This window comes from Pseudoalteromonas sp. SG43-6, from assembly GCF_014164365.1.
GTDB lineage: Bacteria > Pseudomonadota > Gammaproteobacteria > Enterobacterales > Alteromonadaceae > Pseudoalteromonas > Pseudoalteromonas rhizosphaerae.
Genome location: NZ_JACJEZ010000030.1, coordinates 32708 through 58651 on the forward strand (window position 1 = coordinate 32708; position 25944 = coordinate 58651).

The 25944-nt window shown below is 40.2% G+C and carries 25 protein-coding genes, 3 tRNA genes and 1 pseudogene; 18 read left to right on the forward strand and 11 right to left on the reverse strand.

Annotation, left to right across the window (positions count from 1 at the left end; translation table 11 throughout):
- Positions 1–56 precede the first annotated feature (56 nt).
- The 4 genes from H5201_RS13760 (at position 57) to H5201_RS13775 (ending at position 4085) form a co-directional block, all read left to right on the forward strand.
- Positions 57–611, forward strand: a complete 555-nt coding sequence (locus tag H5201_RS13760; RefSeq protein WP_182717938.1) for a DUF1439 domain-containing protein — start codon at positions 57–59, stop codon at positions 609–611.
- A gap of 253 nt (positions 612–864) precedes the next feature.
- A complete protein-coding gene (locus H5201_RS13765) occupies positions 865–1635 on the forward strand; it encodes a hypothetical protein (protein ID WP_182784861.1) in 771 nt (256 codons plus the stop codon).
- 307 nt (positions 1636–1942) lie between these two features.
- Entirely contained in the window at positions 1943–2245 is a 303-nt protein-coding gene (locus tag H5201_RS13770) for an H-NS family nucleoid-associated regulatory protein (protein ID WP_182784863.1), read from the forward strand.
- Positions 2246–2327: 82 nt separating this feature from the next.
- Complete coding sequence (locus H5201_RS13775) at positions 2328–4085, forward strand: DEAD/DEAH box helicase (RefSeq protein WP_182784865.1); 1758 nt, start codon at positions 2328–2330, stop codon at positions 4083–4085.
- 21 nt (positions 4086–4106) lie between these two features.
- Here the strand turns inward: H5201_RS13775 and H5201_RS13780 are convergent, their stop codons facing one another.
- A complete protein-coding gene (locus tag H5201_RS13780) occupies positions 4107–4442 on the reverse strand; it encodes a ribonuclease E inhibitor RraB (protein ID WP_182717941.1) in 336 nt (111 codons plus the stop codon).
- 174 nt (positions 4443–4616) lie between these two features.
- Between H5201_RS13780 and H5201_RS13785 the strand changes: the two genes are divergently transcribed.
- From H5201_RS13785 to H5201_RS13795, 3 genes are all read left to right on the forward strand, one after another.
- Positions 4617–6332 carry an autotransporter assembly complex family protein gene (locus H5201_RS13785; protein ID WP_404936145.1) on the forward strand — a complete coding sequence of 572 codons (1716 nt, stop codon included), beginning with the start codon at positions 4617–4619 and terminating at the stop codon, positions 6330–6332.
- Positions 6332–10018, forward strand: coding sequence for a translocation/assembly module TamB domain-containing protein (locus H5201_RS13790; protein ID WP_182784867.1), 3687 nt, complete (start codon positions 6332–6334; stop codon positions 10016–10018). The genes H5201_RS13785 and H5201_RS13790 overlap by 1 nt, the downstream gene beginning before the upstream one ends.
- 306 nt (positions 10019–10324) lie before the next feature.
- The gene (locus tag H5201_RS13795; protein WP_182717944.1) at positions 10325–11206 is read left to right on the forward strand and encodes a peptidylprolyl isomerase; all 882 of its coding nucleotides are present in this window, start codon (positions 10325–10327) and stop codon (positions 11204–11206) included.
- Positions 11207–11260: 54 nt separating this feature from the next.
- Here H5201_RS13795 and queF read toward each other — a convergent pair whose 3' ends face one another.
- Positions 11261–12106: an NADPH-dependent 7-cyano-7-deazaguanine reductase QueF gene (gene queF, locus H5201_RS13800; protein WP_182717945.1), complete on the reverse strand. Its 846-nt coding sequence runs from the start codon at positions 12104–12106 to the stop codon at positions 11261–11263.
- 59 nt (positions 12107–12165) lie between these two features.
- Between queF and syd the strand changes: the two genes are divergently transcribed.
- Entirely contained in the window at positions 12166–12705 is a 540-nt protein-coding gene (syd, locus tag H5201_RS13805; RefSeq protein ID WP_182784869.1) for a SecY-interacting protein, read from the forward strand.
- Positions 12706–12745: 40 nt separating this feature from the next.
- Here syd and H5201_RS13810 read toward each other — a convergent pair whose 3' ends face one another.
- From H5201_RS13810 to H5201_RS13820, 3 genes are all read right to left on the reverse strand, one after another.
- Positions 12746–13519 (reverse strand): Zn-ribbon-containing protein, encoded by a 774-nt coding sequence (locus H5201_RS13810; RefSeq protein WP_149982924.1) that lies wholly within the window; start codon positions 13517–13519, stop codon positions 12746–12748.
- Positions 13520–13536: 17 nt separating this feature from the next.
- Positions 13537–13800, reverse strand: a complete 264-nt coding sequence (locus H5201_RS13815; protein WP_182784871.1) for a hypothetical protein — start codon at positions 13798–13800, stop codon at positions 13537–13539.
- Positions 13801–13889: 89 nt separating this feature from the next.
- On the reverse strand, positions 13890–14123 hold the full coding sequence (locus H5201_RS13820; RefSeq protein ID WP_145241632.1) for a DUF2789 domain-containing protein: 234 nt from the start codon (positions 14121–14123) through the stop codon (positions 13890–13892).
- Between the two features lie 153 nt (positions 14124–14276).
- Here H5201_RS13820 and H5201_RS13825 point away from each other — a divergent pair, with 153 nt between their 5' ends.
- A complete protein-coding gene (locus H5201_RS13825) occupies positions 14277–14924 on the forward strand; it encodes a GNAT family N-acetyltransferase (protein ID WP_145241634.1) in 648 nt (215 codons plus the stop codon).
- A 692-nt stretch (positions 14925–15616) separates the two neighbouring features.
- Here the strand turns inward: H5201_RS13825 and H5201_RS13830 are convergent.
- Positions 15617–15916 carry a DUF3301 domain-containing protein gene (locus H5201_RS13830; RefSeq protein WP_169019573.1) on the reverse strand — a complete coding sequence of 100 codons (300 nt, stop codon included), beginning with the start codon at positions 15914–15916 and terminating at the stop codon, positions 15617–15619.
- Entirely contained in the window at positions 15917–16945 is a 1029-nt protein-coding gene (locus H5201_RS13835) for a DUF3549 family protein (RefSeq protein WP_182784873.1), read from the reverse strand.
- Between the two features lie 103 nt (positions 16946–17048).
- Here H5201_RS13835 and H5201_RS23225 point away from each other — a divergent pair.
- The 3 genes and pseudogenes from H5201_RS23225 to H5201_RS13845 form a co-directional block, all read left to right on the forward strand.
- Positions 17049–17336, forward strand: a pseudogene (locus H5201_RS23225) (YqcC family protein); the annotation flags it as partial.
- A 30-nt stretch (positions 17337–17366) separates the two neighbouring features.
- A complete protein-coding gene (gene truC, locus H5201_RS13840) occupies positions 17367–18131 on the forward strand; it encodes a tRNA pseudouridine(65) synthase TruC (RefSeq protein WP_310736236.1) in 765 nt (254 codons plus the stop codon).
- Positions 18131–18580 (forward strand): flavodoxin, encoded by a 450-nt coding sequence (locus tag H5201_RS13845; RefSeq protein WP_149982930.1) that lies wholly within the window; start codon positions 18131–18133, stop codon positions 18578–18580. Before truC ends, H5201_RS13845 begins: the two co-directional genes overlap by 1 nt.
- 50 nt (positions 18581–18630) lie before the next feature.
- Here the strand turns inward: H5201_RS13845 and H5201_RS13850 are convergent, their stop codons facing one another.
- Together H5201_RS13850 and gloB are read right to left on the reverse strand one after the other, a co-directional pair.
- Positions 18631–20214: a LysM peptidoglycan-binding domain-containing protein gene (locus tag H5201_RS13850; RefSeq protein ID WP_182784875.1), complete on the reverse strand. Its 1584-nt coding sequence runs from the start codon at positions 20212–20214 to the stop codon at positions 18631–18633.
- 135 nt (positions 20215–20349) lie between these two features.
- Positions 20350–21135 carry a hydroxyacylglutathione hydrolase gene (gene gloB, locus H5201_RS13855; protein WP_182784878.1) on the reverse strand — a complete coding sequence of 262 codons (786 nt, stop codon included), beginning with the start codon at positions 21133–21135 and terminating at the stop codon, positions 20350–20352.
- A 52-nt stretch (positions 21136–21187) separates the two neighbouring features.
- Between gloB and H5201_RS13860 the strand changes: the two genes are divergently transcribed.
- Positions 21188–21946 carry a class I SAM-dependent methyltransferase gene (locus tag H5201_RS13860; RefSeq protein ID WP_145241649.1) on the forward strand — a complete coding sequence of 253 codons (759 nt, stop codon included), beginning with the start codon at positions 21188–21190 and terminating at the stop codon, positions 21944–21946.
- Here the strand turns inward: H5201_RS13860 and H5201_RS13865 are convergent.
- Together H5201_RS13865 and rnhA are read right to left on the reverse strand one after the other, a co-directional pair.
- A complete protein-coding gene (locus tag H5201_RS13865; protein WP_149982933.1) occupies positions 21917–22780 on the reverse strand; it encodes an MBL fold metallo-hydrolase in 864 nt (287 codons plus the stop codon). The genes H5201_RS13860 and H5201_RS13865 overlap by 30 nt on opposite strands.
- A gap of 85 nt (positions 22781–22865) precedes the next feature.
- Positions 22866–23333: a ribonuclease HI gene (rnhA, locus tag H5201_RS13870; RefSeq protein ID WP_145241653.1), complete on the reverse strand. Its 468-nt coding sequence runs from the start codon at positions 23331–23333 to the stop codon at positions 22866–22868.
- Between the two features lie 68 nt (positions 23334–23401).
- On the opposite strand from rnhA, the gene dnaQ reads away from it, so the two are divergent.
- The 5 genes from dnaQ to H5201_RS13895 all read left to right on the forward strand — a co-directional run bounded on the left by dnaQ (position 23402) and on the right by H5201_RS13895 (position 25897).
- Entirely contained in the window at positions 23402–24115 is a 714-nt protein-coding gene (gene dnaQ / locus H5201_RS13875) for a DNA polymerase III subunit epsilon (protein ID WP_182784880.1), read from the forward strand.
- A gap of 41 nt (positions 24116–24156) precedes the next feature.
- Positions 24157–25500 (forward strand): TIGR03503 family protein, encoded by a 1344-nt coding sequence (locus tag H5201_RS13880; protein WP_404675522.1) that lies wholly within the window; start codon positions 24157–24159, stop codon positions 25498–25500.
- Positions 25501–25598: 98 nt separating this feature from the next.
- Positions 25599–25675, forward strand: a tRNA-Asp gene (locus H5201_RS13885).
- A 27-nt stretch (positions 25676–25702) separates the two neighbouring features.
- Positions 25703–25779 (forward strand) — tRNA-Asp (locus H5201_RS13890).
- Between the two features lie 41 nt (positions 25780–25820).
- Positions 25821–25897, forward strand: a tRNA-Asp gene (locus tag H5201_RS13895).
- Positions 25898–25944: the final 47 nt, after the last annotated feature.

Genomic DNA, 25944 nt, shown 5'->3' on the forward strand with positions numbered 1-25944 from the left:
TGCGGCTTTTGTTTTTATTTGGTTTTTGACGATAATATTATAGTAAAGGAAAAACAATGAAGTATATTTTATTAATTAGCTGTTTATTACTCTCTGCTTGTAACACCACGAACGGCGTATCTGTTTATTCATTTACTAGCAGCGAAATTGAAACAGCACTTAACCAGCAATTACCAAAACTTAGTGAAGAAGTCAGCTTGATGGGGTTACCTGTACAGTTTAATGTGAATGATTTAAGCGTGAATGTCGGCCCTGATAATCGTGATGTAATCGTATTAGGTGCAGATTCGAGTGCTGTTATAAATGCTTTCGCACTTAAATACCCAGTGCGTCTGAAGCTGCAAATAGAAGGTGCGCCATTTTATGATAGTGAGAAAAAAGCGGTATTTCTACGGAATGTAAAATTGCTTGATTCAACTATCGACGCGGGCGGTTTTAAGGGAAACCTAGCGGTGCTTGATGATGAAGCAATGAAAGTTATTAACGGATTTTTAGCTGTAAACCCAGTCTATAGATTAAATATGAATGATCCTAAGGTTGCGCTATTAAGTAAATTACCTTTAGATATGAAAGTAGAGCAGGGCGCAATTAAATTAGTACCTAGCATTTAAACTAATATTATTCAGATGGTTGAAGCCCTGCACGTACAGGGCTTTTTTGTATCTGTTTAAATATAAGTAAGGTGGTTGTTGCTTAATTTAAAAGGGGAGGTACACGCTATAAGGGCTGCTATTTATAACCGTCATCGAGATATAAATTAAAAGAATAATTTTATTATATAGGTACAAGTTGTGTGTTTAATCGACTATACTGATTGTTAGTTAAACACCCTTAATTGCCTTCTTTATGGATAAAGAGCCTATTATGAAAAAATGTAACGTGATATTCAGTGCAACGATGATAGCTGTATTCTCGGTTGTAGCTTTTGCTAATGAGCCCGATTTAAATTCTAATCCTTTTCTTGCAGAACATGCAGCGCAACCGCAGGGCGCTCAGGTGTTTTCTTTTACAGAAACGCCAATTGAACTGCACGAACATGATAAAATTAATACTGCCCAAGATACAGGCTATTTACGGCTTGCTTTAGAGACTAAAACCAATGGTTTTGCGTTAGTGGACACATCTCAGATCAAAGATATTGAAAAAGTGATTGCAGAGCACAAAAATGGCCATGAACTATTTCTGCGCACCTTAAAACCTGAAATCATGGCGGCGCAATCAACCGCAGACCAAACTAATTTGTCGCAGCAATTTGCAGGAGACACAGTTGCTTTAGATAATATATTGTTGCAACAAGAATTTACTGTTATGAGTAAAACCGTTGGCGGAAATTTTATTGCCGGTAGCGGTTGGGATCAGTTAACTCAGATTGTCAAGAATGATACGTTTGGTACTGTGATTATAAAAATGTTTAGTTTTAGTCAAAGCAGTGGCGTATATATTGATGCGGACGCGGTGAATTATTATGTAAATAGCAACCCTGGGGTCCTTTATGTACTTAAAGACAATAGCGATAATGTGTACACGAGTTTATCTTGGGCTGACCAAAAGCAATCCTATTCTATTGGTCTTGAAAAAAACATTAATGATATTGGTTTAGCGGGGCGGTTTAAAACGCTAATAACGTCGATGTAGTTGTATTATAAAGTGATCAAATGAATTTATGTAATTGCGAAAATATTGAGATGAACGTTCGTTTTTAAATAAAAGGATTGCATACTCTTTAGGTTAATTAAGCATGTTAAGTATATTTTTCAGCGCTGATAAAGTGAATAATAAACCACTTAACTTTAATAAATGACTATACTAATCTTATTGATTAATCTTAGTTTAAATAAAATCCTTAAAAACTGCTTAATCAGCTTGGCCTATTTTAAAGAATAGGCTTATAATTTAGTTGAATCATATCTAATTTATAACTTTACAACTTAGTGAGTAAAAAATGAAAGAAGTTAAAGCTTTTATTAAATCAGCGAGTCTATCAGACTTAGAAAAAGCACAGGCATTACTTGGCGATGCGATTGCAAAATATACGCAGCAGCAGCAAGCGAAACAAGAAGTACTTGATCTGTTAAAAGCAAAAGGTCTTACTCTTGATGATCTTCAAGACGGTGCCCACGATAAACGCACAAAAGTAATGCCTAAATACCGTATTGAGTTTGAGGGTGAAATTGTTGAATGGACTGGCCGTGGTAAACGCCCTAAAGCATTTCAAGGTGTTGAACTTACCGACCACTTAGCTTAATACTGTAGGGGGTATATACCCCCTCTTTATTTATAAAATAGTTATTCCCCCATTATTTGTTGACCCCTTCGAAGTTGCCACTATGACGTATGTACTACGACCCTATCAACAAGAAGCGGTTGATCGCACTGTCGCTCATTTTCGTAAAACCTCAGATCCTGCTTTAATTGTATTACCTACGGGTGCAGGTAAAAGCTTGGTGATCGCTGAGTTAGCGCGAATTGCCAGAAAGAAAATTTTAGTACTTGCCCATGTCAAAGAGCTTGTTGAGCAAAATGCTGAAAAATATAAAAGCTTTGGCCTTCAGGCGAGTATTTTTTCTGCGGGTTTAAAACAAAAGTCATTGCTACATCAAGTAACGTTTGCCAGTATCCAATCGCTGTCACGCAATCTTGAGCAACTTAACGAACATTATTCGTTAGTGATCATAGATGAATGTCACCGTGTCAGTGGTGAGCAAGATAGCCAGTACCAAAAAGTGATCGTTGCGCTAAAAGCATATAATCCGCAGTTAAAAGTACTTGGGCTTACCGCTACGCCTTATCGTATGGGAATGGGCTGGGTTTATTATCGTCATTATCATGGTTTTGTTCGAGGCGATAAAGCGAGTCCATTTCGAGAATGTATTTTTGAACTACCCCTACGTTATATGATCAAGCATCATTATTTGACTGCGCCAAAGGAAGTGGATGCGGCGATCAGTCATTATGATTTTTCTTCTTTACAAAGTGATTCCTTCGGACGCTATACAGCCGATGATATGAACCAGTTGCTAGAAAAGCATAGCAGAGCAACCAAAGCTATTATGCAGCAAGTTATTCAGTACAGCGAGCAACGCCAAGGGATCATGATTTTTGCTGCGACTGTAATGCATGCAAAAGAAGTCTATGGTTATTTGCCTGAACAACAAACGGCTTTGATCACCGGGGATACTCCTAACGCTGAACGTGACCGTATTATTATGGAATTTAAGCAGCGCCGACTAAAGTATTTAGTCAATGTATCGGTGCTCACCACTGGGTTTGATGCGCCTCATGTTGATTTTATTGCTATTTTACGCCCGACAGAGTCGGTTAGTTTATACCAACAAATTGTTGGTCGAGGCCTGCGTTTAAGCGAAGGGAAAACCGAGTGTTTGGTAATTGATTATGCAGGTAATGGCTTTGACTTATTTTACCCCGAAGTAGGAAGTAAAAAAGGCGATAGTGATAACGAGCCTGTACAAGTACTTTGCCCGGGTTGTGGTTTTGCCAATATATTTTGGGGAAAAACCGATACACAAGGTAAAGTGATTGAGCATTTTGGCCGTCGCTGCCAAGGTTTACTCGAAGATGATGATGGCTCAAAAGAGCAATGTGATTACCGTTTTCGCTTTAAAGAATGTGAAGCGTGTGGTGCGCAAAATGATATTGCCGCACGTCAGTGCCAGTCTTGCCATGAGGTAATGGCTGATCCTGATGATAAACTACGTGCTGCATTAAATTTAAAAGATGCATTGGTATTACGTTGCAGTGGTTTAAGTGTTGTTAGCCTTGCAAATAACGAACATATTATTAAAGTTACTTATTATGATGAAGATGGTGCTAGTTGCGATGAAATTTATGATTTCTCAAAGTCCGGCGCCCGTTATGCGTTTAATAAACAATTTGCTCAGCGTACTGCTAATGGTCAAACACCCACAGAATATAAGTCAGCTGGACAAGTTATTGCTGGACAGATGCAGCTTGTTGCACCGGATTTTGTTATTGCTAGAAAGAGTAAAAAATATGGCTGGAAGGTTGCCGATAAACTATTTGATTATCAAGGTAACTTCAGAAAGGCAAATCAGCTAAGCTATTAATAAGCTTAACTGATTTTAGACTTAGGCGTCGTCGCCATCCATTAATCCCCAGCCATCACCATAACCGTTATAGCCATTTGCAATACTTTCTAAATATTGCTCTGTTTGGCCAAGTAAAGTGTGATCTGGCACCATCTCTACCTGAGTTACCACTTCCCAAATACCGGTGTCTGTGCATTGCACTAATTCGGTGGCAGGGGAGAGTTCATCTTTGGCTATCGCGGTGGCAAACTTTTCGGCATCTACTTTTTGCTCAAATAAAATATAGAAATCAATTTTGTGCATTTGGGCCAAATCTATACCCGCAGCGGCGATTTCAGCTAAAAGTTGGCCATTGTCATCATCAGGAAAGTGCATTTAAAAACTCAATAAAATTATTTCAAATTAGTATCGACTATTGTAACCAAAATAAAGCACATAAGCGTACTAATTTTCACATTTGAGTTACTGCGTGAAGTGACTTCAATATGGTACTATTTCAATAATTATCGGTAAATTGTTTTTAAGTAAGGAAATTACTTGCCTAGTTGGATATTAACTCGCTTTGCGGTTGGTTTATTTTTATTTTTTTCGTTTCATGTATTTGCAGCTGCGCAAGTGGTAACTAGTTATGAAATTAATGGTATTAAGGGCGATCTTGAAAAAAACGTTGCGCTGTACTTAAAACAATTAGAAGGTGACAATGCAACCAGTACTTTGTTAAGTCATGCAAAAAAACAAGTGGCGAGTAGTTTAAAAGCACTTGGTTATTATAAACCGACCATTAAGTTAAATTATAATAATGAAACACAAACCTTAGTGGCCACTATTGAGCGCGGACCTGTAACACGAATTGCAGACGTACGTATTACTGTCCAAGGTGATGGTAAAGATGACCCTCTACTCAAGCATAGCATCAACACTATTAATTTAAATCAAGGGGATATTTTAAATCACAGTAACTATGATGCGGCGCGTAAAAAAATTGAAGGGCAATTGCTTGAGTTAGGATATTTTGATGTTAAATGGCTAGCACACCAACTCGCAATTTCATTAAAGAATAACAGTGCTGAAGTGATCCTAACGATCGACACCGGTGTTCGTTATCAATTTGGTGAGTTAGTTTTAGGTGAAGAAACTCGAGCTGAAAAATACATCCGTTCTATTGCAAAATTTCAGCAAGGTGAAGCTTATAAAGCAACCTTGGTATCTGAGTATAACTTAGCGCTTTCAACCACTCCTTATTTTGCCAGCGTACGTGTTTACGCTGATATTTCTAATCGTGCAAATAAGCAAGTGCCTATTAGGGTTGACGTGCTACACAAACCTGCCAATAGTTATGAAATAGGCGGCGGCTACAGTACAGATCTGGGGCCCAAAGTGCGTTTTAAATGGTCTAAGCCTTGGATCACTGAAAATGGCCACTACCTTGAAAGTAACTTAAATGTGTCACAGCGTCAGCAAGATATTTCACTTGGTTACACTGTCCCTGTTGATGATCCAAATGATGACTTATGGCGTTTTTCTGTTGGTTACAAGTTAGAAGATGAGTTAACTAACGACGTATACAGTAAAATTCTCACAGGGCAACTACAACGGCAATGGTTGACCAATGATAACTGGGTTCGTACCGCTTTTTTACGCCGCGATCGTGAAACATACCGAATTGGCGATACAGAGCAAAGCTCAAAAATGTTAATGCCCGGGCTCAGTTACGCTAAAAAAGTTACCGAGGGAGGCACAACACCATCATCAGGATATCAATGGCTGGTGTCGGCAGAGTTTGGCTTAAAGGACATGTTTTCAACTACTAATATCGTCAGAATGCAGATACAAAATGCTTGGTTGCAAACATACCTTGACCGACATTTGATTTTTTTAAAAGCAAATATTGGTGCAATGTTGGTTGATGATATTGATAACGTACCATTTTCACTGCGTTTTTATGCTGGTGGTGATCAAAGCGTACGTGGTTTTGCATATCAATCAATATCACCTGAAGATGAAGCCGGTCGTTTGATTGGTGGTAAATATCTAATTACAGGTACTGTTGAATATAATTACCAGTTTGCAGAAAGTTGGCGAGCAGCCTTATTTGTAGACAGCGGTACAGCGACCAATGACTTTACTGACCGTGTAGAAGTGGGGGCTGGGTTTGGTATTCGTTATTTAACACCAGTAGGCCCTGTGAGAATTGATCACGCGTGGGGACTCACTAAAGAAAGTAACAGTACACGATTAAGTATTACCATAGGGCCTGAAATTTAATGTCAAGAATGAAAAAAATCATCACCGCACTCACAGTGTTTCTTGCCTCGGTATTCGTGCTGGTATTTTGTTTATTATTTACAGCACCGGGTAATCAGTTGATTGCCTATACCGCAAACAAACTAGTCGATGGCTTACACATAGATATTAACAATGGCCGTTTTTTATATAACGATTCATTTGATGTGCGGTTTCAACAAGGTGGCTTAGATTTTAATGCTAAAAACCTAAAAATCGATCTATATTGGTGGGGATGTGAAGGTATTTGCATCGAAAATATAAGTGCGCAGAGCATGGCACTGGTATTGCCCGATACTTCACAAAATTTAGCTGATGATGAAGCGACTGTTCCAGAGCTGCCAGTTGCCAGTAGTACTGATGAAATCAGTTTACCGATAGCAGTTTCGATTAAACGTATCGCAATTGCATCGTTTAAGCTTGCTCATCCCAGCGCTGATGTCACAGTGACAAAATTTGCGCTGTCAGCCTCGGCAGAGCAATCCCTGGTGACGTTAAAATCACTCTCAATTGCTCAAGTTGATGTGCTGCTCAAAGAGACTCAATCACCTCCTAGCGAACCACTAACTGCACTTGCGGCGTTACCTGACATCCATTTTAGCTCGCCGCTTGCAGCAACACTTGAGCAATTATTGGTATCGAAAGTAACGATTGTACAGGGTGAGCAAAGTCATGAAATTACAGATATTAAAGGTGCTTTCTCAATTGCAAAAAATCAACTGATATTACCTTCATTCAGTGCTGACTATTTGCAATGGCATTTGAGTAGCCAATTAAAAGCCTCCTTAGTTGATGATACGCCGGTTACGGCAAAAATAACTCTTAACAATCCAGAGCATCAGCTCAGTTTGGCTGTGGATGGTGATTTACACGATTTGCAATTAGATGTAGTCACCCAAGGGCAATATCCGCTAAGTGCAAAAATAAACGCAGATTTAAAAACGATAAACTTTCCTTTTTCAGTCAATGCAAATATTACTCAGTGGCAGCTTGAAGTAGATAACAACGCTTTAGAGATTAGTGATGTGCAGTTAACCGGCAAAGGTAATGCTGATGATTATAAGTTACAGCTAATAGCACAAAGTCAGTTGGCGGCATACCCTAAGGTACAGTTAAAATCCTCTCTTAAAGGTGGCCTAACCCAGATCCACGTCGATGACTTGTCATTGTTAGCGAACGAGAGTAAAGCCACTATTACAGCGTCTGCGCGTTGGGATAAAGGTATTCATAGTGAGTTTTCAGGGCAATTAACTCATTTGAAAGCCCAGTACCTAACAGATGCGCTAACAAGTGATCTTTCAGGGCAATTTAACGGTGTTTTCAGTGCTAAGCAGCAGCAATGGCAGCTGAAAATGACCAATACTCAGCTAGCTGGTACGCTGAACGATATACCATTTAGCTTTGCCTCAGACTTTGATTTAAATAACTCACTGTATGCAAGTATTGATAAGTTTGAGCTTGCCAGTGGTGAAAATAAACTTACATTATCTGGTGATATCACTAAGCAGTGGAATATTAAAGGGCTGTTACATTTAAATAAAGCGCAGCAAAATGAACTCGAATTTACCGGCGTTGGTGAAGGTAAGCTTGCGATAACTGGGCAACGATTGGAGCCGATAGTTAATTTAGATGTTGGCATCAGTCATTTAAGCTTTGCTGATATTGCGATTGAACATTTAGCGCTCAAAACAGACTTTAATTATGCCGCTGATTGGCAAACCAATGTGAGTTTAAAACTCACCGATGCGAGCGTATCTGGTCGTCATATCAACAGTTTTACTATAGCAGCTGCAGGTGATAAAGCTGATCATCAACTGCAACTTAATTTAGATGCCGCTGACGGAGAAGCTCAATTTGAAGTTGCTGGTAAATTTATTAATCAAGTATGGCAAGGCCGTGTCAGTGATGTATTACTTACTGATAATGTTATTCGTGTTAGCACACAACCGGCGGTTGCAATTGAATTTAATATCGACAATGGCGATTTTTCGGTGCAGCAACATTGCTGGAAAAGTGACAATAGCAAACTTTGCGTTGAGCAGCTTAGCCAAACTAACCAACAAGGTCAGTTTAAAGCGCAACTGGATAATTTTGATCTAGCCGAAATAAAACATTTATTACCTGAGAATATTATTACCGAAGGGGGCTTGAACGGCCAACTAAATGCGAATTGGCAAAACACTCAATTACAAACTTTAACAGCAGCAATTAGCTCACATGATTTGGCGGCTACGCTTATAAATGAAGATAAGCGCTATCGTTTACCAATAGAAACGTTTTCGCTTAACGCGACCGCGGATCAACAAAATACACAATTGCAGGCTCGTCTAAGTTCTAGTGTGATTGGTGATATCAGTGCTGACCTCAATGCTGAAGATTTAACTGGTCAGCAATTGCTTCGTGGTCAACTTATGATTGATAAGATTTTATTAACCGATTTACAGCCTTTTATGGGTACTCTAGAGCAATTAAAAGGCAGTATTAGCGGGCAAATTGCGTTAGCTGGCACGCTCAGTGCGCCATTGTTAAATGGTGAACTTGAGATTTCCGACGTGAATTTACAAGGCGAGCAACTTCCAGTCGCGATTGTGGATTCAAATATTAGTATCGCATTTGATAAAACCAAAGCGACCTTAGAGGGTCAGTTAAAAGATGCTGAAGGCGGTGACTTAGCACTGACCGGTGATATTGATTGGCAAGGGACTCAACCTGCAGTTAACTTAGCGGTACTTGGTGAGCAGTTTTATGTGCGTGCGCAGCAAGGAGTGATTTTTAAGATCTCCCCAGACTTAAAAATAAGTTTAGTTGATAATGCTTTTAAACTAGCAGGGCAAGTGGTTGTTCCGTATGGTCGAATAGAAATCGAAGAGTTACCAGAAGGCGCTGTGCGAGTCAGTGATGATGAGATTATTATTGATAAGCAGACTAAGCAAACGCAAGCAGTGCCTTTTGATTACGATATAAACTTAAAGCTAATTGTTGAAAACGATGTGCGTATAAAATCTTTTGGTTTGGAGTCAAAAATTGAAGGTGATTTAGCGATTAAAATGGATCAACAAACGCCAATGATCACCACCGGTGAATTGAATTTACGACAAGGGACATATCGTTCATTTGGTCAAGATTTGATAATTCGCACCGGGCAAATTGGTTTTAGTGGCCCAATTGATAAGCCGTACTTAAATATTAAAGCGATCCGTAATCCAGCCAATACAGCTAATGATGTTATTGCCGGGATCACTTTAACAGGCAATATCGACCAGCCTGTATTCAAAGTGTTTTCAGAGCCTGCAATGGATCAAGCACAATCACTCGCTTACTTGTTAAATGGTCAACCATTAGGTGAAGGTGATAGCTCAACCGATGCGATGTTAACTCAGTTGTTGCTATCGCAAGGGGTGAGCCGCAGCGAAGGAATGGTTTCTAAAGTTGGTGAAACGTTTGGTTTATCTGATGTGAGTTTGAGCTCTAAGGGTAGCGGCGAGGAAACCAAAGTTGAAATTTCGGGTTACGTTGCGCCAGGCATTCAAGTGAAATACAGTGTGGGGATTTTTGACTCCCTTAGTGAAGTGGCTGTACGCTATCAGTTACTGTCGCAGTTATACATTGAAATCACCAGTGGCCTGTATCAAAATGTTGATATTCTTTATAAATTCGATTTAGATTAATGGTCATGATGCATTGAGAGCCTATATTTTAGCTTATTTATTTTGTTTTTTTAGTGGCTTAGCTAACACGCAATTAAGTGTTAGCTAAGCCGAAGGTCATCCTTATCCTGCTGAGTTACTCGCACTGGTATTAAGTAAGTCTGCTATCACTATTGCGCAAGCTAATTTAAAAAATCGTCTAATTGTTCAGCTTCGCAATCCCTTATTGCCGCGCAGTGCGCCGATTCAGCAACAACAATTTTGGCTTGATAAAAAAACCTTAACCCAATAATGTAGCACCACTAATAATAAAAAAAGTTGTGGGATATGTTGAAAAAATCATGCTTAGCTGCGGTTGCGTTAATCTTGAGTCAAACAAGCGTGGCAAACACGGTTGAACAACCAACAGTCAGTGATGTAATGAGTAATGTAAGCGCATCAGAATGGCGAATGGTAGACACTGATAATATCATTAAAATTACTCTACCTTCGGGCGCGGCGTATATTGAACTTAATCCATTACTTGCACCAAAACACACACAGAATATAAAAAAACTTGCTCGTGAAGGCTTTTATAGAGGTTTGAGTGTTTACCGTTTTGTGGAAGGTTTTGTAGCCCAAGGCGGTGATGCCAGTGGTAAAAAAGTAATTAACACTGCAAGTAAAGCTGTACCTGCTGAGTTTTATTTAGCGACTAAAATGGCACTTAAAATTACCGAACTGGATAGAGAAGATGGTTACGCTGCAATCACGGGGTTTTTAAATGGCTTTGCAGTGGCACAAAATGAAGCGCAAACCCAAACTTGGCAAGTACATTGTAACGGTATATTTGCGATGGCAAGGGATAATGATATTAACAGCGGTGGCACTGAGTTTTATGTCACATTAGGTCATGGACCTCGTTACTTAGATAGAAATATTACCGTATTTGGCCGGGTGCTAGAAGGCATGGCTCATTTTAATCTGCTCTCACGCATAGAAACAGCAGGAGAGAAATTTAATCCAATAACGGATCTGCAAGTTTTAGCTGATATAAGCAAAGAGGACCTGAGTCAATTTAAGATGCTAAAAACAGATTCTAATAGTTTTAAAATGTTGATTAAAGCGCGTCAAAATCGCAGTGAAGCATGGTTTGTAGAAACGCCTAATTATGTTGATGTATGCGGTATGTCAATACCAACTAAAAGAGTTAGTGAGCTAGAAAGTTAGCGAGTTGAAAATTAACCCCGAGCGGGCTCGGGGTTCTATACAATAAAATGACTATTATTGGCGGTTTATTTTCACGTTAAATGGTATTGTATCGTGATCTGTGGATCGATATGGGTTGATATCAAGGCCACCACGTCGGGTGTAACGGGCATAAACTTCAAGCTTGGTAATCTTCAATTGCGTGATTAAGTCACAATAAATACGCTCAACACATTGCTCATGAAACTCATTATGAGTACGAAAAGAAATCAAATACCGCAATAAAGACTCTTTACATACTTGCTCACCGGTATAGCGAATAATAATACTCGCCCAGTCAGGTTGTGAGGTGATCAAGCAATTAGATTTTAATAAGTGACTGTGCAGTGTTTCAGTCACTGTATTTGTCGCGACCGCTTGTAAAGAGTTAGCATGTAAATGGTAGTTATCAATTTCAATGTCTAAGTCGTCAATGCACTCACCAGGCAACGGCGTACAGGGTAAACAGTTATAATCACTCGGGCTGTACAAAGTAACATTGACGGGCTTTGCTACTGCTGTCGATAGATCCGCAGTTAGAATAGCCTGTACGTCATCAATTGAATCAAAACGGCTTTGATTAAAGCTATTTAAATATAACTTAAAAGACTTTGATTCAATGATATGGCTACTTTGACAAGGAAATTCAAAGGTGGCCACGGCAACCACAGGTTTACCTTTTGCGTTTAACCACGACAGCTCATAGCCAGTCCAAAGATCTTGACCTTTAAAGGGTAAGGCACTTTCATCAATGTTTAAATCATCGCGGTTAAGTTTACGTGCGATCGGAAACAATAAGCTCGGTGTGTAGGTATCTACATACTCGGTTGATTGGCCAAGTACGCTGCCTTTTAGTTCAGGTGAATTGCTGTAATCTGTCATGTTACGTCTTTTATAGTTACAATAGCGCCATTATACCTAAAGCTTATGAGTTTCACAGTATGAGTATTGCTACAGAACTAGAACAACTTCATCAACGATTTGCCCAGCGCCAGTTAGAGCAGACAGATTCATTACCATGTATTGAGCACGACAGTGATTGGTCAAGCCCTTGTGAGGTTGGCAGTGCGGATGCAAATGGTATGATCCAATGGCAGGCGACGCGTCGCAGTCCTACAGGCTCTTTAACTGATTTAGCAGCAGCCCTTGAGGTTGAATTTCCACAAGCACTGAATGAGTATTATGGCGCGTTTTTTGCTGGAGCAATTACTGCCAAAATAAACCAACATAGCGTGGAGTTACTGCAAGCTTGGAATGAAGATGACTTTGATTTACTGCAGCAAAATATAACCGGGCATGTATTGATGAAGCGTAAGCTTAAGCAAGAGCCAACGGTATTTATAGGCCTAACGGATCAAGACGACTTATTAGTATCAGTATTAATTTCTTCAGGTGAAGTATGTTTAGAGTATGTCGGAAAGAAACCGCATCATACCTTAGCGGCTAATCTTGAAGAGTTTATTGCAGCACTTGAAATATAACAATGCTAAAAAAGGGAACTGCAGTTCCCTTTTGTTTTTATTACTGAAAATCCCACGATATATTAGACACTAAACCACATGGTTCACATCTAAAATCAAATAAGCCAAACCATGATTCAGGTAACTTCCACTCGTTATTACAGCCTGGGCATTTACGTTCAAGCTCAGATGCTTTGTCTTTGCCACCAACCCGATACAAATAATAATAAACTGGCTTTTTAGTTAAAAAGCTAACACGTTTGGCAATATCTTTACCGCGACGAGAAAGATCGCTATCAATGTTTGATATTTCATCTAATGCAGGAAATTCACAACGCGTTGCACCATTAATTTGAATTTGGTCGCAAGCTTGCCAGTCTTCTTGCCATTTTATTAAAGTTTTATAATCACCATTGGCAATCGCGGGTATTTTAAACAACGGAACGGGTAAAAAATCATCACCGCAATACAGCGGACTACATGTATGCACATAGGTTGTATATAAAATATAGCTGGACGGCTCATGACACTCATCTGCACCATTAGAGTGAATATCTTGGCCGATCACTTTTACTTTTGGTGCCAGCAATCCAGCGCTATGTAATTTATCAATGCTGTGTTTTACAAATGGACTGTTGTTGAGCGGGTGCATTGCATCATCAGTTGGACACATAACACGCGTTACAAAGTAGCCATCTTTTAATACTGTTGGGAATTCTTCTCCCATTATTTGCCCATTAAAGCGCAGTGCATTAACTAAGCGGTTTATCGCTTGTTCGGCATTTTCAAGGGTCGTATCTTGGTAACAATCAAACGTTAAATCAACAACAAACATGATGGATCTCTAATTTATTATTTTTCAAGTAGTGCCAGTAAGCGGTCTAGTTTTGTTTCGATGCGATCAAGTTGACTAGAGTTGTCTACAGTCTCACTTTTTTGCTGAGGTTGTTTTGCTAAATTATGGATAGAATCAGGGTTATTTTTATATTGGCTAACAGCAGCAATAATAACAGGCAATGGAATAGGTTGTGTCAGTTTACTTTTAGTTAAAGCTACAGTAGGAATTTTGCCTTCATCAAGAAGGGCTTTAATTGCATCAAAAACAACAGCATTCATTCGATTTTTAAACTCTTTAAAGTAAGGCATAGCACTAACATGTGCTGCGCCGGGTATAATAACAGGTGGTTGGCCGTAGCCAAATACTTTTACTGCTGACGTAAACGTACATCCAGTTCGTCAATCACTTCACTCCAATCACCATCTTCTGCTAATGATTCAGCAATAAAATGTTGTTGTGCTTGATCCCAAAAAGGGGCGTCTTGTAATAATGTTGTGGCGGGTAATGAATGAGCAGCAATGAAAGTGTCAATCTCAGCCTCTGAACTTGGTAAGCCGAGTTGTTTGAATAATGTATTGATATCGTGTTTAGTGGTATCCATGTCATGCCCCTTGATGGTAACGGTAAAACAGTTATAGAACTTTATGATGGGTTGTTAGAGTTTAACACCCGCTGAATTTGCCTTTTAACGCAGATAGGAATATACCTATAGTTGTTGATGTACAAAAAATCAAAATAATAAAAAGGACTAGCTATGACAGTTGAGACTGAAAATGAGACATTTCGAGTTCAATATATCGCTGCAGAAGACATTAGTATTGCTGCGAGCTTAATCTATCAAGCTTATCATGATGATCCGCTATTGCAACCAATGCTCAATTATAGTGAGGCGAATAAAGCCGTTTATGAAAAAAAATTACGTGCTCTGATCCGTGAAGAGCTCAGTACTTTTTGGCAAGAAAAACAGCCGCTGATTGGTTTATATAAAAATGATCGTTTAAAAGCGGTTGCGTGTGTATTCGAATCATCAAGTCAGCTGCAAGCACAGCGCTATTGGCACTGGCGTTTAAAGTTAATGCTTAGTGCTGGCTATTTGCAAACAAATCAATTAATTGAAAAAGAGCAAACGATCCGTAATGCGCTCGCAGCACAAGGAAATTACTATTTTTTAGCCTTTATCGCAGTTGATCCTCATTTTCATGGTGAAGGCCTCGGCCGTCATCTACTGCGTGGCTTGAATGATTTAGTTAGCGGTAATCCAGCTGCATCGGGTATGGCTGTATTTGTAACCCAAGATAAACATACCGCGTTTTTTGCCAGTGAAGGTTTTGTGCACTTACAACAACTGACTTTTAACAATGTACAAGGTGAACTGCTATTTAAATCAGCTCAACAGCATTGATTTAAGATAAAGCGCCATAATGGAAATGTCACTGTAGGAGATGTCTCACATTATCGTGCGCTTAAGCCTTTTATATCGCTGTGATCATGATTGATTTCATCGTAACAAACTGTTTTATAGTGAAAAAATTGTTTTGGCAAATTTGTTACATGAAAATTATTATTATTTATGACTACCGCTGAGTCCACTTTGCTTTAAACTTTACTTTGTCAAGACGACACAGACTCAATGAATGAGCTGCTGCCAAGGAAACGGATTATGGCAATTAAGCAAGATGCTTAGCAGGAAGCAAATGGACAAGTTAACACGGATGCAAGGATGAGTTAGGACACTGCGAGGATGCGGTACATTAGCGGAGCTAATGATAAGGATAGCCCAAAGGATTATATTACAGGAAGTAATAGGAGCGTTTGGAAACGCAGGACGGCCAGGTAGGCAAAGAGGATAACACTAGGATGTGTAGGATATTGCATAGATGCAATGTGAGGGTGTATTTGGATATATACCCGTTCAGGGGATAGATAAAAATGGTAGCTTCGGCGTAGGTATGGATGCCTTATTATGGACGAAGTCAGATTGGGGCGTAACTATATGTTACGCCTTAGTTTTTTATAGTTAACGTGAAATGATTAAATATCAGTGTGCGCTGCTAACTCGCTAACTCGCTAACTTGCTAACTCACTAACTCACTACTAAATCTTATGCGGCGGCACTAAAACGCTTTTCAGCATTTCATTTTCCATAAATAACACCCCTTGATAAACGCTTTCACCATCACTGGAAAATTCAAAAATAAACTCGCTTTTGATACCAGGTTTGCCGCTTTTTAAAAGGCCAAAGCGGCGTTTAGTGCAGGCGACACTCATTAATTGCACTTGTAGCTGGTCGCTTTGACGTTTTGCGTGTGCGTTGGCAGCTTCAGCAACTTTACGATTAAGCCAAAACAAATAAATTACACTACCAATGATAATGAATGTCCATAAACTTGCCATTTACGAGAATAACCTTCCAATTGCTCGCGCGAGGGTTTCGCTGCGATTTTCTTTACGAAGTAAACCTAATAAGTGTGGTCGAATACTCGGTATTGCAACTAAGTCAGCAAAAATACTTGGGAAAAGCTCTTCAATTTGCTGATGATGGGCGCAATTGTCCATAAAAATATGTAACCGCTCAGGATCAGTGAGCAAGTTAAAACAACGTCCTGCTATGGTCAGTAAAACATCCGATTCTGTGGCAATTTCTGAATCTAAAATAGTATCCACTAATTGTGCCGTAAGTGTTTGCGCTTGTGCTTTTGACATTGCACGTAGGGCACAACACAGTGCTAAGGTATCTTTTTGCGCAATGGCTTGCTGGGCGTAGCTTAACAATTGTTGACTAAATATCGACGGTATTTCAACATGTTCAAGCATTGCGCTGAGCGGTTGTAATACTTCAGCTGGCAGTTGCTCCCAGGCTTGTTGTAATGACGCTAGATTTTTATCGCTATCTAAGCGTAATGCAAAATCAGCAATACCCTGTACTGCCACACTTTGCCAATTATCAAACCCTAGTTTGCCACTAAAATACAGTTGGGTGTACTCATAATATTGTGAGGCAGGTTGTTTTAATAACACTTTTAACTGTGCATTAAATGTAGCTAGTTTATTTGCGTTAGGTGTAAACACATACGGGTTATTATCAAGCTTCCCGTCAGCTTGCTCGCCGGTCAAATCATTGCCAAGTGCTTCTATTACCATATTGGCAAAGTGATCGCGACTGGCGCATACCAGTTTGCTTTGCTCATCAACTGGAAACTTTAAAAACCACACGTAGGGCTCGCTACTGGCTTTGCTATCCCAAAACTGAATAGCTAACCATGCATGGCCTGCGAGCGGGAAAGGATAGGGGATCTGTGCTTGCTCAATGGCTAAAAATTGCTTTTTATCTAGCTTGGTAATATGTCTGCCAATATCAAAAACGCGCCAATTTGTGCCTGCGCCATCAAGTAATTGCCCTAAGGTTGCGATCTGCTCGGTCATAATGATCCACTGATTTTTACTGCAAAATTCGTTAAATTATACGCCATAGCAGGCCATGTTGGAACAGGGTATAATCAAGCAATGATAATCAACAAGGGTGGTTATGTACCAACAGACCCAAACTTACTTAACGCAACTCGAAGACTTATTAAAACAGCATCAACTTTGGCAAAATACTCCAATTGATCCGCAAGCGTTAAACTCAACAGTGCCATTTTGTCACGATACTATGGCGTTTGAGCAGTGGTTACAATTTGTATTTATTGAAAAAATGCAAATGTTAGTCGCTCAACAACAGCCGTTACCGAGTAATTTTGCCATCGCGCCAATGGCTGAACTCATGTTAGCGCAAAAAAATGGTGGTGCAGCTGTGATGCAATTATTAGCTCAGCTTGATAAGTTATTAGGAAGAGAAGTAATAGTGAATGAACGTCCAGCCCCCGTTGAGTTTGGCGAGCTTGAAATTTTGTACCGTGATGAAAACTATATCGCAATTAATAAGCCTTCTGGTTTATTAGTACACCGATCATTTTTAGATAAACACGAAACACAATTTGCGATGCAGATGCTGCGCGATCAAATTGGCCAGCATGTGTTCCCTGTGCATCGTTTAGATAGGCCAACATCAGGTGTGTTACTGTTTGCATTGAGCTCTGAAGCTGCACGGGACATTAATCAGTTATTTATTGATAATCAAATCTCGAAACGTTATCTCGCGTTAGTGCGTGGTTTTGCTCCGGAGTCGGTGTTTTTAGATAAACCACTAAAAGAACAGCTGGATAAAATTGCGGATAAGTTTGCTGATCAAAATAAAGCCCCACAAGAGGCACAAACTCAGTTTAACTGCTTGCAGCAAGCAATGTTACCGATACCAATTGATAAATACCCAACAGTGCGCTATTCGCTGGTGGAGTGCTTTCCTAAAACTGGTCGTAAGCATCAAATCCGCCGTCACTTAAAACATTTATCACTGCCTATTATTGGTGATGTTAATCATGGTGATAATCAGCATAACCAATTTTTTAGAGAGCATTTTGCATTACGTCGATTAATGTTATTTGCAACTGAGCTTAATTTTGTGCACCCTTATACTCAACAACAAATCAATATTAAAGCGCCGCTAGGTGAAGCAATGCTCACTATTTGTCAACAGCTTGGCTGGCCACATCAAGAGAAGGATTATTAATGGCAACTATTAGCATATTTGTAGGCAGTGTTTATGGTGGTGCCGAGCGTTTAAGTGACGACGTTATTGACGCAATAGAACAAGCAGGGCACAGCGTAAATTTAGTTGATCAACCAACCATTGCAGATATTCAGCAAGCCACACATATTTTAGTGATCACCTCGACCACCGGACAAGGTGATATTCCTGACAACCTTGCTGGTTTTTTTAACGAGTTGAATAGCACTTTTCCTATGTTAACTGCTAAGCCATACGGTATTATCGCCATGGGCGACCGAAGTTATGGTGATACGTTTTGTGGCGCAGGGCGAAGTTTTGATGAGTTATTTCGTGACTTACAAGCACAACCTATCGGTCATCGTTTAGAAATCGATGCCTGTGAAGATTTTGAACCTTGGCCAGTAACTCAGCCATGGCTCCAAGAGTGGTTAGCTAAGTTACCTCAGTAGATAATAAAAAAGAGCGAAAACGCTCTTTTTTATTATCTGTATAACTTCGTTTAGGTGCTTTTCACATCCACTTTAAGCTTTAACTTTTGTCCTGGTTGTAAGTATTTTTGTCCTGATAAGTCATTCCATTTGATAATATCGTTGACTGTTAAATTAAACTTAGCTGCGATGCGAGCCAGAGAGTCACCACGGCGAACTTTATAGGTGATTGTTCGATTGGTACTGGCTAACGCCGCCTGAGGGGTCGTAGGGCTCTGATAAACCGTTAACTTTTGTCCTAAACGTAACACACTATTCTTTTTAAGTTTATTCCAGCTAGCGAGTTCATTAATGGTTACATCGTACTCTCGGCTTATATCCCATAAAGTATCGCCATTTTTAACCGTATGCGAGAGCTTCTTTTGACTATTGTTATTCACCGCCATACGCATTTGCTTTGGTAAGTGTTTACTATTGATTGCACCGTCACTTAACGGCACTAATAATTGCTGACCAATACGAATGGTATTTGACTTTAGTTTATTGAGTGATTTGATAGCACTGGTGCTGGTGGCAAACTTTTTCGCAATCACCGATAAACTGTCACCGCTTGCGACAATATATTGTTGCCAACGCAGACGATCTTTCATCGCTGTTTTAGCTAATAATTGTTGAAACTGCTCAACTTTATCTGTTGGTAATAATAAAAAGTGAGGACCATTTGGATCCGTTGCCCAGCGATTAAAACCTGGATTTAAACGATATAATTCAGTCAGGCTAATATCAGCCATATCCGCGGCCAGTGCTAAATCAATTTGTGAACCTACATCAACCGCTTCAACAACTTGTGCATTGATAATCGGGTTCCACTTTATCCCAAAGTCATCTTGGCGTTTTAATAAGTCTGATAATGCTAATAGTTTTGGTACGTAGGTGGTGGTTTCACTGGGTAAATCAAGAGACCAAAAATCAGTAGGCAAGTGCTTTTTACGGTTCTTTTTTATGGCGCGTAATAAACGCCCTTCACCTGAGTTATAGGCCGCGATGGCGTTGAGCCAATCACCCTCTAAGGTTTTATGTAAATAAGATAGATAATCAAGCGCCGCACGGGTTGATTGTACAATGTCACGACGACCGTCGTACCACCAGTTTTGCTTTAAATCAAAACGCTCACCAGTTTGTGGCATAAATTGCCAAATACCTGATGCACTGCGGTATGAGTAGCCAAATGGATCAAAGGCACTTTCAACAATCGGCAGCAATGCAATTTCGATTGGCATATCGCGTTTTTCAATTTCTTCTACAATAAAATGTAGATAAGGCTCAGCACGTTTTGAAATACGGTCTAAATAAGCTTGGTGTCTTGCGTAGTAATTACGCTCAGTGACGACAGGGCGATTTTGCGGGACTTCAATCGATAGTTGATAACGAATACGCTCCCATACATCATCAAAAATAGGTGCTTCATCTACATCATTTACTTGGTGATATTGCGCATTGATCATCAACGCTTCGCTAATATCATTTGGGCTTGCGCCTTCAAGTTGCGATTGTTCTGGGTGATTAGCAACTAGGTCATCAGGTTGTGTTGATGTTAATGTTTGACATCCACTTAGCACTAGTGCTAAGGCTAAAACAAGGGGGGATTTATTCATAAATACCAATGCATCAGGTAAAAAACTCGGCGAATACTACCTGTAATGAGATAACATTGCCACTTTTTGACTATCTAAAATCGTAATAATCAACTATCTAAAAATTTAATTGCTTGATTATTATTAGATTGTTTTTTAAAAATGGTCTTTCCAGATTCTAAGACCTGCAAAGTTTTGCCAAGGTTCATTATTTTGTAAGGTGTTTTTTGTACTCGGATTATATGTTTCAGGTAAGCGCTTTAGTATTCCAGTAATATCAGTTCGCATAAATGGGTTTATTTTTAGCTCTAATGCGAGTGTACTTGGTAAGGTAATTTGATTATTTTGACGCTGAATATCTACCCACTGTGCGTACTCAATTAAATCGCGGTTGCTAGGTTCCACCGCCAACGCAAAAGCTAAATTTGACTGCGTGTATTCATGGGTACAATAAATTTCACATTCAGGCGGTAATTTTTTTAATTTATCAAAAGAGTGCTGCATTTGCTCAGCGGTTCCTTCAAATAAACGCCCACAGCCACCGCTAAATAAAGTATCACCTGTAAAAGCAAGCACAGGATTAGTGTAACAAATATGATCTAAGGTATGTCCAGGTGTTGTTATGATGGTAAATTCCGTACCAAGTACGGTTATCTTATCCGCGTCCATTAATGGTTTTGTGATCCCTTTAAATGGACTATTGTGTGGGCCGTATACATCAATACCTACAAATTTTTCACACAAAGTGGCTACGCCATCAGTATGATCATAATGATGATGGGTAACTAAAATACCCGCTAAGGTCAAACCTGCTTGGTTTAAATAAGTTAACACTGGTTCAGCTTGACCTGGGTCAACTACCCATGCTTGCGAACTTGTAGGGTCGCTAAGGCACCAAATGTAATTATCAGAAAAGGCTTTAATTGCTTTGACTTGCACCATGTGACATTGCTCTATAAAGTGACGATATCAAACAGTATAACGAGCTCAGCGTATGAAACCAGCCCTTAGTTTTCAAGAAGGACCCAAACCACTGTCGTGGCAAGAGTTTCCTCATGGTGACTATTTACGTAGTGATATAGAACGTAAAATGGCCAAGTGGTTACCGCGAATGTTTGGCTATCACATGTTAAAACTCGGTAATCTCAGTGGCGAACTTAATACCAGTAAAAGCACCATTAAACACCAAGTCTGCGTAGCAGAGTCAGGACCATTTACAGGTGTTGTTGCCGATATAGATGAGCTCCCTTTTTACGAGCACAGTGTTGATGCCTGTATATTAAGCCATTGCTTAGAGTATCACACCGATCCGCATCATATATTACGTGAAGCACATCGCACCTTAATACCAGGTGGCTATATGGTGATCACCGGGTTTAACCCATTTAGTTTATGTGGACTGGCGCAATTGTTGCCCTTTAGCGGTCAAAAGTTGCCATGGACGGGACGCTTTTTTACTCCCGCACGAGTAAAAGATTGGCTTAACCTATTAGGTTTTGAAATAGTCAGTGATGAACGTTTTATTTATTCGTCATTAGCACGAGGCAACCGTTTATCGCGGTTTGCGCCATGGCGACGTTTTACCAAGCAATATCTAAAACCCATGGGAAGTGTGTATATGTTGGTCGCTCGTAAACGAGTTGCGCCTTTGACACCCATAAAGCCTAAATGGCACGCTCGTCCACAGTTTGCTCCAGTAAAAGGAGCGGGTTTACGGCAAACCTCAAAGCAACACTGTGAGCGGAAGCGTTAAATAACGCTGACTGTTTTGCTGTGCTTTTGGTAATTGGCCTGCGCGAATATTCATTTGTATTGCTGGGTGCAATAATTTAGGCGCACTGAGTGTTGCATCACGGGCGCTACGGGTTGTTATGTAATCTTGCTCAGAGGCTTGTAGATGAATATTACTGGTGCGCTGCTCGAGTACCGATGTTTTGTTGGCAAGCGGGCGATCACCCGGCTGATAGTCGTGGCACATCCATAAAATAGTTTCATCGGGCAGGGCTAAAATACGTTGCAGTGACTGATAAAGCGTTTTGGCACTGCCACCTGGGAAATCACAGCGTGCAGTACCGCTATCGGGCATAAAAAATGTGTCACCAACAAACAAGTTGCCTTCAATTAAATAACACACACTGTCTGGAGTATGACCTGGTGTCGCTAATACAGTAACCTTGTGTGCGCCCAGTGCAAAATGCTCGTTATCAGTAAATAGCTGTTCAAATGGGCTGCCATCACATGGCATATCAATATTATACAGGCGGCTAAAATGCTCCTGCACTTGTATTATTTTTTTACCGGTTGCTAACTTGCAAGGATGATATGTCGCAAGTTGCTGCTTTATATAACTGGCGGCAGTAATGTGATCTGCATGGGCGTGGCTTTCTAAAACCCACTCAAGAATAAGTTGGTTATCGTTTATATGGGCAATGATCTCGTCGGCGGTCTGAAAACTTAACGTACCGCTAGCAGCATCAAAGTCAGCAGGGACATCGATCAACATGGCAGATTTAGTGGTTTGGCAAGACACTAGATAAGTAAAGGTAGCACTTTGCTGATGAAAAAAAGACTCGATCGAGATTGCCATTTAACAACTCCATTATTTAATATATCCAAAGCTTATATCATATAACTAAGTTGTTAAATGGTTTATGATGAATTACCTACTAATATTATTCAGGGTTGTAACCTTCATCGACTAATAAATCTTTACTGCCAGCGGCATCACGCGCCAAATCATCAACAATTTCATTGTATTTATTGCCGCTATGACCTTTTACCCACTTCCAAGTCACATTATGACGGGCGCAGGCTGCATCAAGACGCTGCCATAAATCGACATTTTTAACTGGTTTTTTAGCAGCCGTTTTCCAGCCTCGCTTCTTCCAGTTAGCAAGCCATGATTCAATACCTTGTTTCACGTATTGGCTGTCGGTGGTGAGGTTTATCTCACACGGGCGGTTTAAACTCTCAAGAGCAACAATTGCTGCGAGCATTTCCATTCGGTTATTGGTGGTGAGGGTATAGCCTTGGCTTAATTTTTTTTCGTGGTCATTATAAAACATAAAAATACCATAACCGCCGGGGCCCGGATTACCTAAACATGAGCCATCGGTGTAAATCTCTACGGTTTTTTGCACTGTTTTCCCTTGATCTTATGTACAATAAAGTGATTATAGAAAGATACCAGAGTCAGGCTAAATTCGATATGGCACGTAGACAAATAGTTTTAGATACAGAAACCACCGGCATCGACCCTAAACAAGGGCATCGTATTATTGAAATTGGCTGTGTGGAATTAGTGAATCGTCGTTTAACCGGCAATAACTTTCACGTTTATATCAACCCACAGCGCAAAAGTGACGAAGAAGCCATTGATGTTCATGGTATCACTAATGAGTTTTTACGTGATAAACCGTTATTCCATCAAATAGCTCAAGAGTTTCTCGACTATATTAAAGGGGCGGAGCTGGTAATTCATAATGCGCCGTTCGATGTCGGTCATATGGATAATGAATTTGCGTTGCTCAATCAAGGTTATCAAAGAACCCATGATTACTGCCAAGTTCTCGACACCCTCAAAATGGCGCGTGACTTGCATCCAGGACAGAAGAATAACTTAGATGCGTTATGCCGGCGTTATGATGTAGATAACGCTAAGCGTACCTTACACGGCGCACTACTGGATTCTGAGATCTTAGCTGACGTTTATTTAGCGATGACGGGGGGGCAGGTAAAGCTCAATCTTAATCAAAATAAAAATCAAGGCAGTGAGCAACAACAAAAAGAACTGCGTCGTTTAGATTCAAACCGTCCACCGCTGGTGGTCTTACAAGCCAATAATGATGAGCAACTCGCTCACGAAGAGCGATTAAATATAGTCAACGAAGCCGGTGGTCAATGTATATGGCGCGCCGAATAAGGCAAAACATGAGAAGCATAATGTTAGTTGTGTGTTTGGTTATGATGTTACCAAACACCAGCAGTGCAACAAATGAAGATAAAATAACCTTACTGCAGCGCGATGGGCGGCAAAATGAAATTCCTTTACTGGAAAATCGTTTTCGTATTGATTATAAAGTTGACGAAATCACCTTATTATTTTTTCGCAAGCCCGGTGCACCAGCAGTGGTATTGGTAAAACCCGATGGCAGTAAATATTATGCAACCTCGGCGAGAAAAGATGACAACCTACAATGGTTTGATGAGCTAAGTTATGATCTGATTACTATTAAGCAGCCAATGCCTGGGCCTTGGCAGGTCGTTGGTAGTATTTTGCCGAAAAGCCGGATTGTGGTGTTAGGAGAAGTAGAATTACAAGCCGAACCATTACCCCCATTACTGTTTCGTGGCGAAACAGTTAAAATTACAGGGCAAATACTAAATGATGGTGAGCCGATTCAAGTGGGCTTGTTTCGGGATGTGGTCAGTTTAAATGTTGACTTTATTAGCACCAATAACAGTGACTTTGCAAACTTTGGCGCTGGCACTCAGAATGTTGCTGAATTTAAAGACGATGGCCGTGGTTTCGATGAGCGCCCTAAAGATGGTATTTTTACCGGTGAATTTAAATTAGTTTTCCCAGCCGGACAATGGCGACCAGAGCTATATATTGAAACCCCATTATTAAAGCGCACCGTGGTGCAAGATCTTATCGAAGTTAAAGAACCCCCCTTTAGTTATGAAATCGCCTTAGCCGAAGATGACCTGCAAGAACATCATTTAACTATTACCCTCGATAACCAAATAGTGCAACCAGAGACGGTATTGATCCAAGGTAAAATTTATTATCCCAATAATGAAGAGCAAATGTTTACGCTTGATGCTAAAAACAGTTTGACCCGCCAGCTGACGATTAAAAATTATGATTGGGGGCGATACAGTGTTGAACTGTCTGTTTTTGGCACTAATGTGAATGGCCGTGAATTTATGGCAACTTTACCGACCTATAAATTTGAAATCGAGCGGCCAATTGAAGTGGTGCCTGAATTACCAGCACCAATTATTACTCCAGCACAGCAACAAGAAATAGAAAGAGTTGCTAAGGAAGCCGAATCAATGGCAACAATTACATTTATTAGTTTAATTGTTGGCGGGAATTTACTGGTTTTGCTGTTGGGTTGGTTAGCAATTCGTGTATTTGTGCAGAAAAAATCAATCATGCCGAAAATCAACTTACCATTTTTGAAGAAAAAAACAGCAGTTGAAAATGAGCCGCAAAGTAATGAAAAAAAAGAACTCGACAAAAATGGTTCAAAAAGTGATAGATCCGGTGAAATTTTAAACCTTTCGATGTCAGATGACTAAAAAACCTGTAAAAAAACAAAAAAGCCCTTGACGAAGTAGGGGTTGGTTCGTATTATTCACGCCGCTGTCAGGGGAGACTCAGACAGCAACGAAAATGTGGAGTGGTAGTTCAGTTGGTTAGAATACCGGCCTGTCACGCCGGGGGTCGCGGGTTCGAGTCCCGTCCACTCCGCCAATTTTCGACAATTTGTAAGTACACGCTGGAGTGGTAGTTCAGTTGGTTAGAATACCGGCCTGTCACGCCGGGGGTCGCGGGTTCGAGTCCCGTCCACTCCGCCAACACTTACACAACATATGGTTGTAAAACATATTCTTATTATGGAGTGGTAGTTCAGTTGGTTAGAATACCGGCCTGTCACGCCGGGGGTCGCGGGTTCGAGTCCCGTCCACTCCGCCAATAAGAAAAAATAACAGTTTAAATATGCGCTGGAGTGGTAGTTCAGT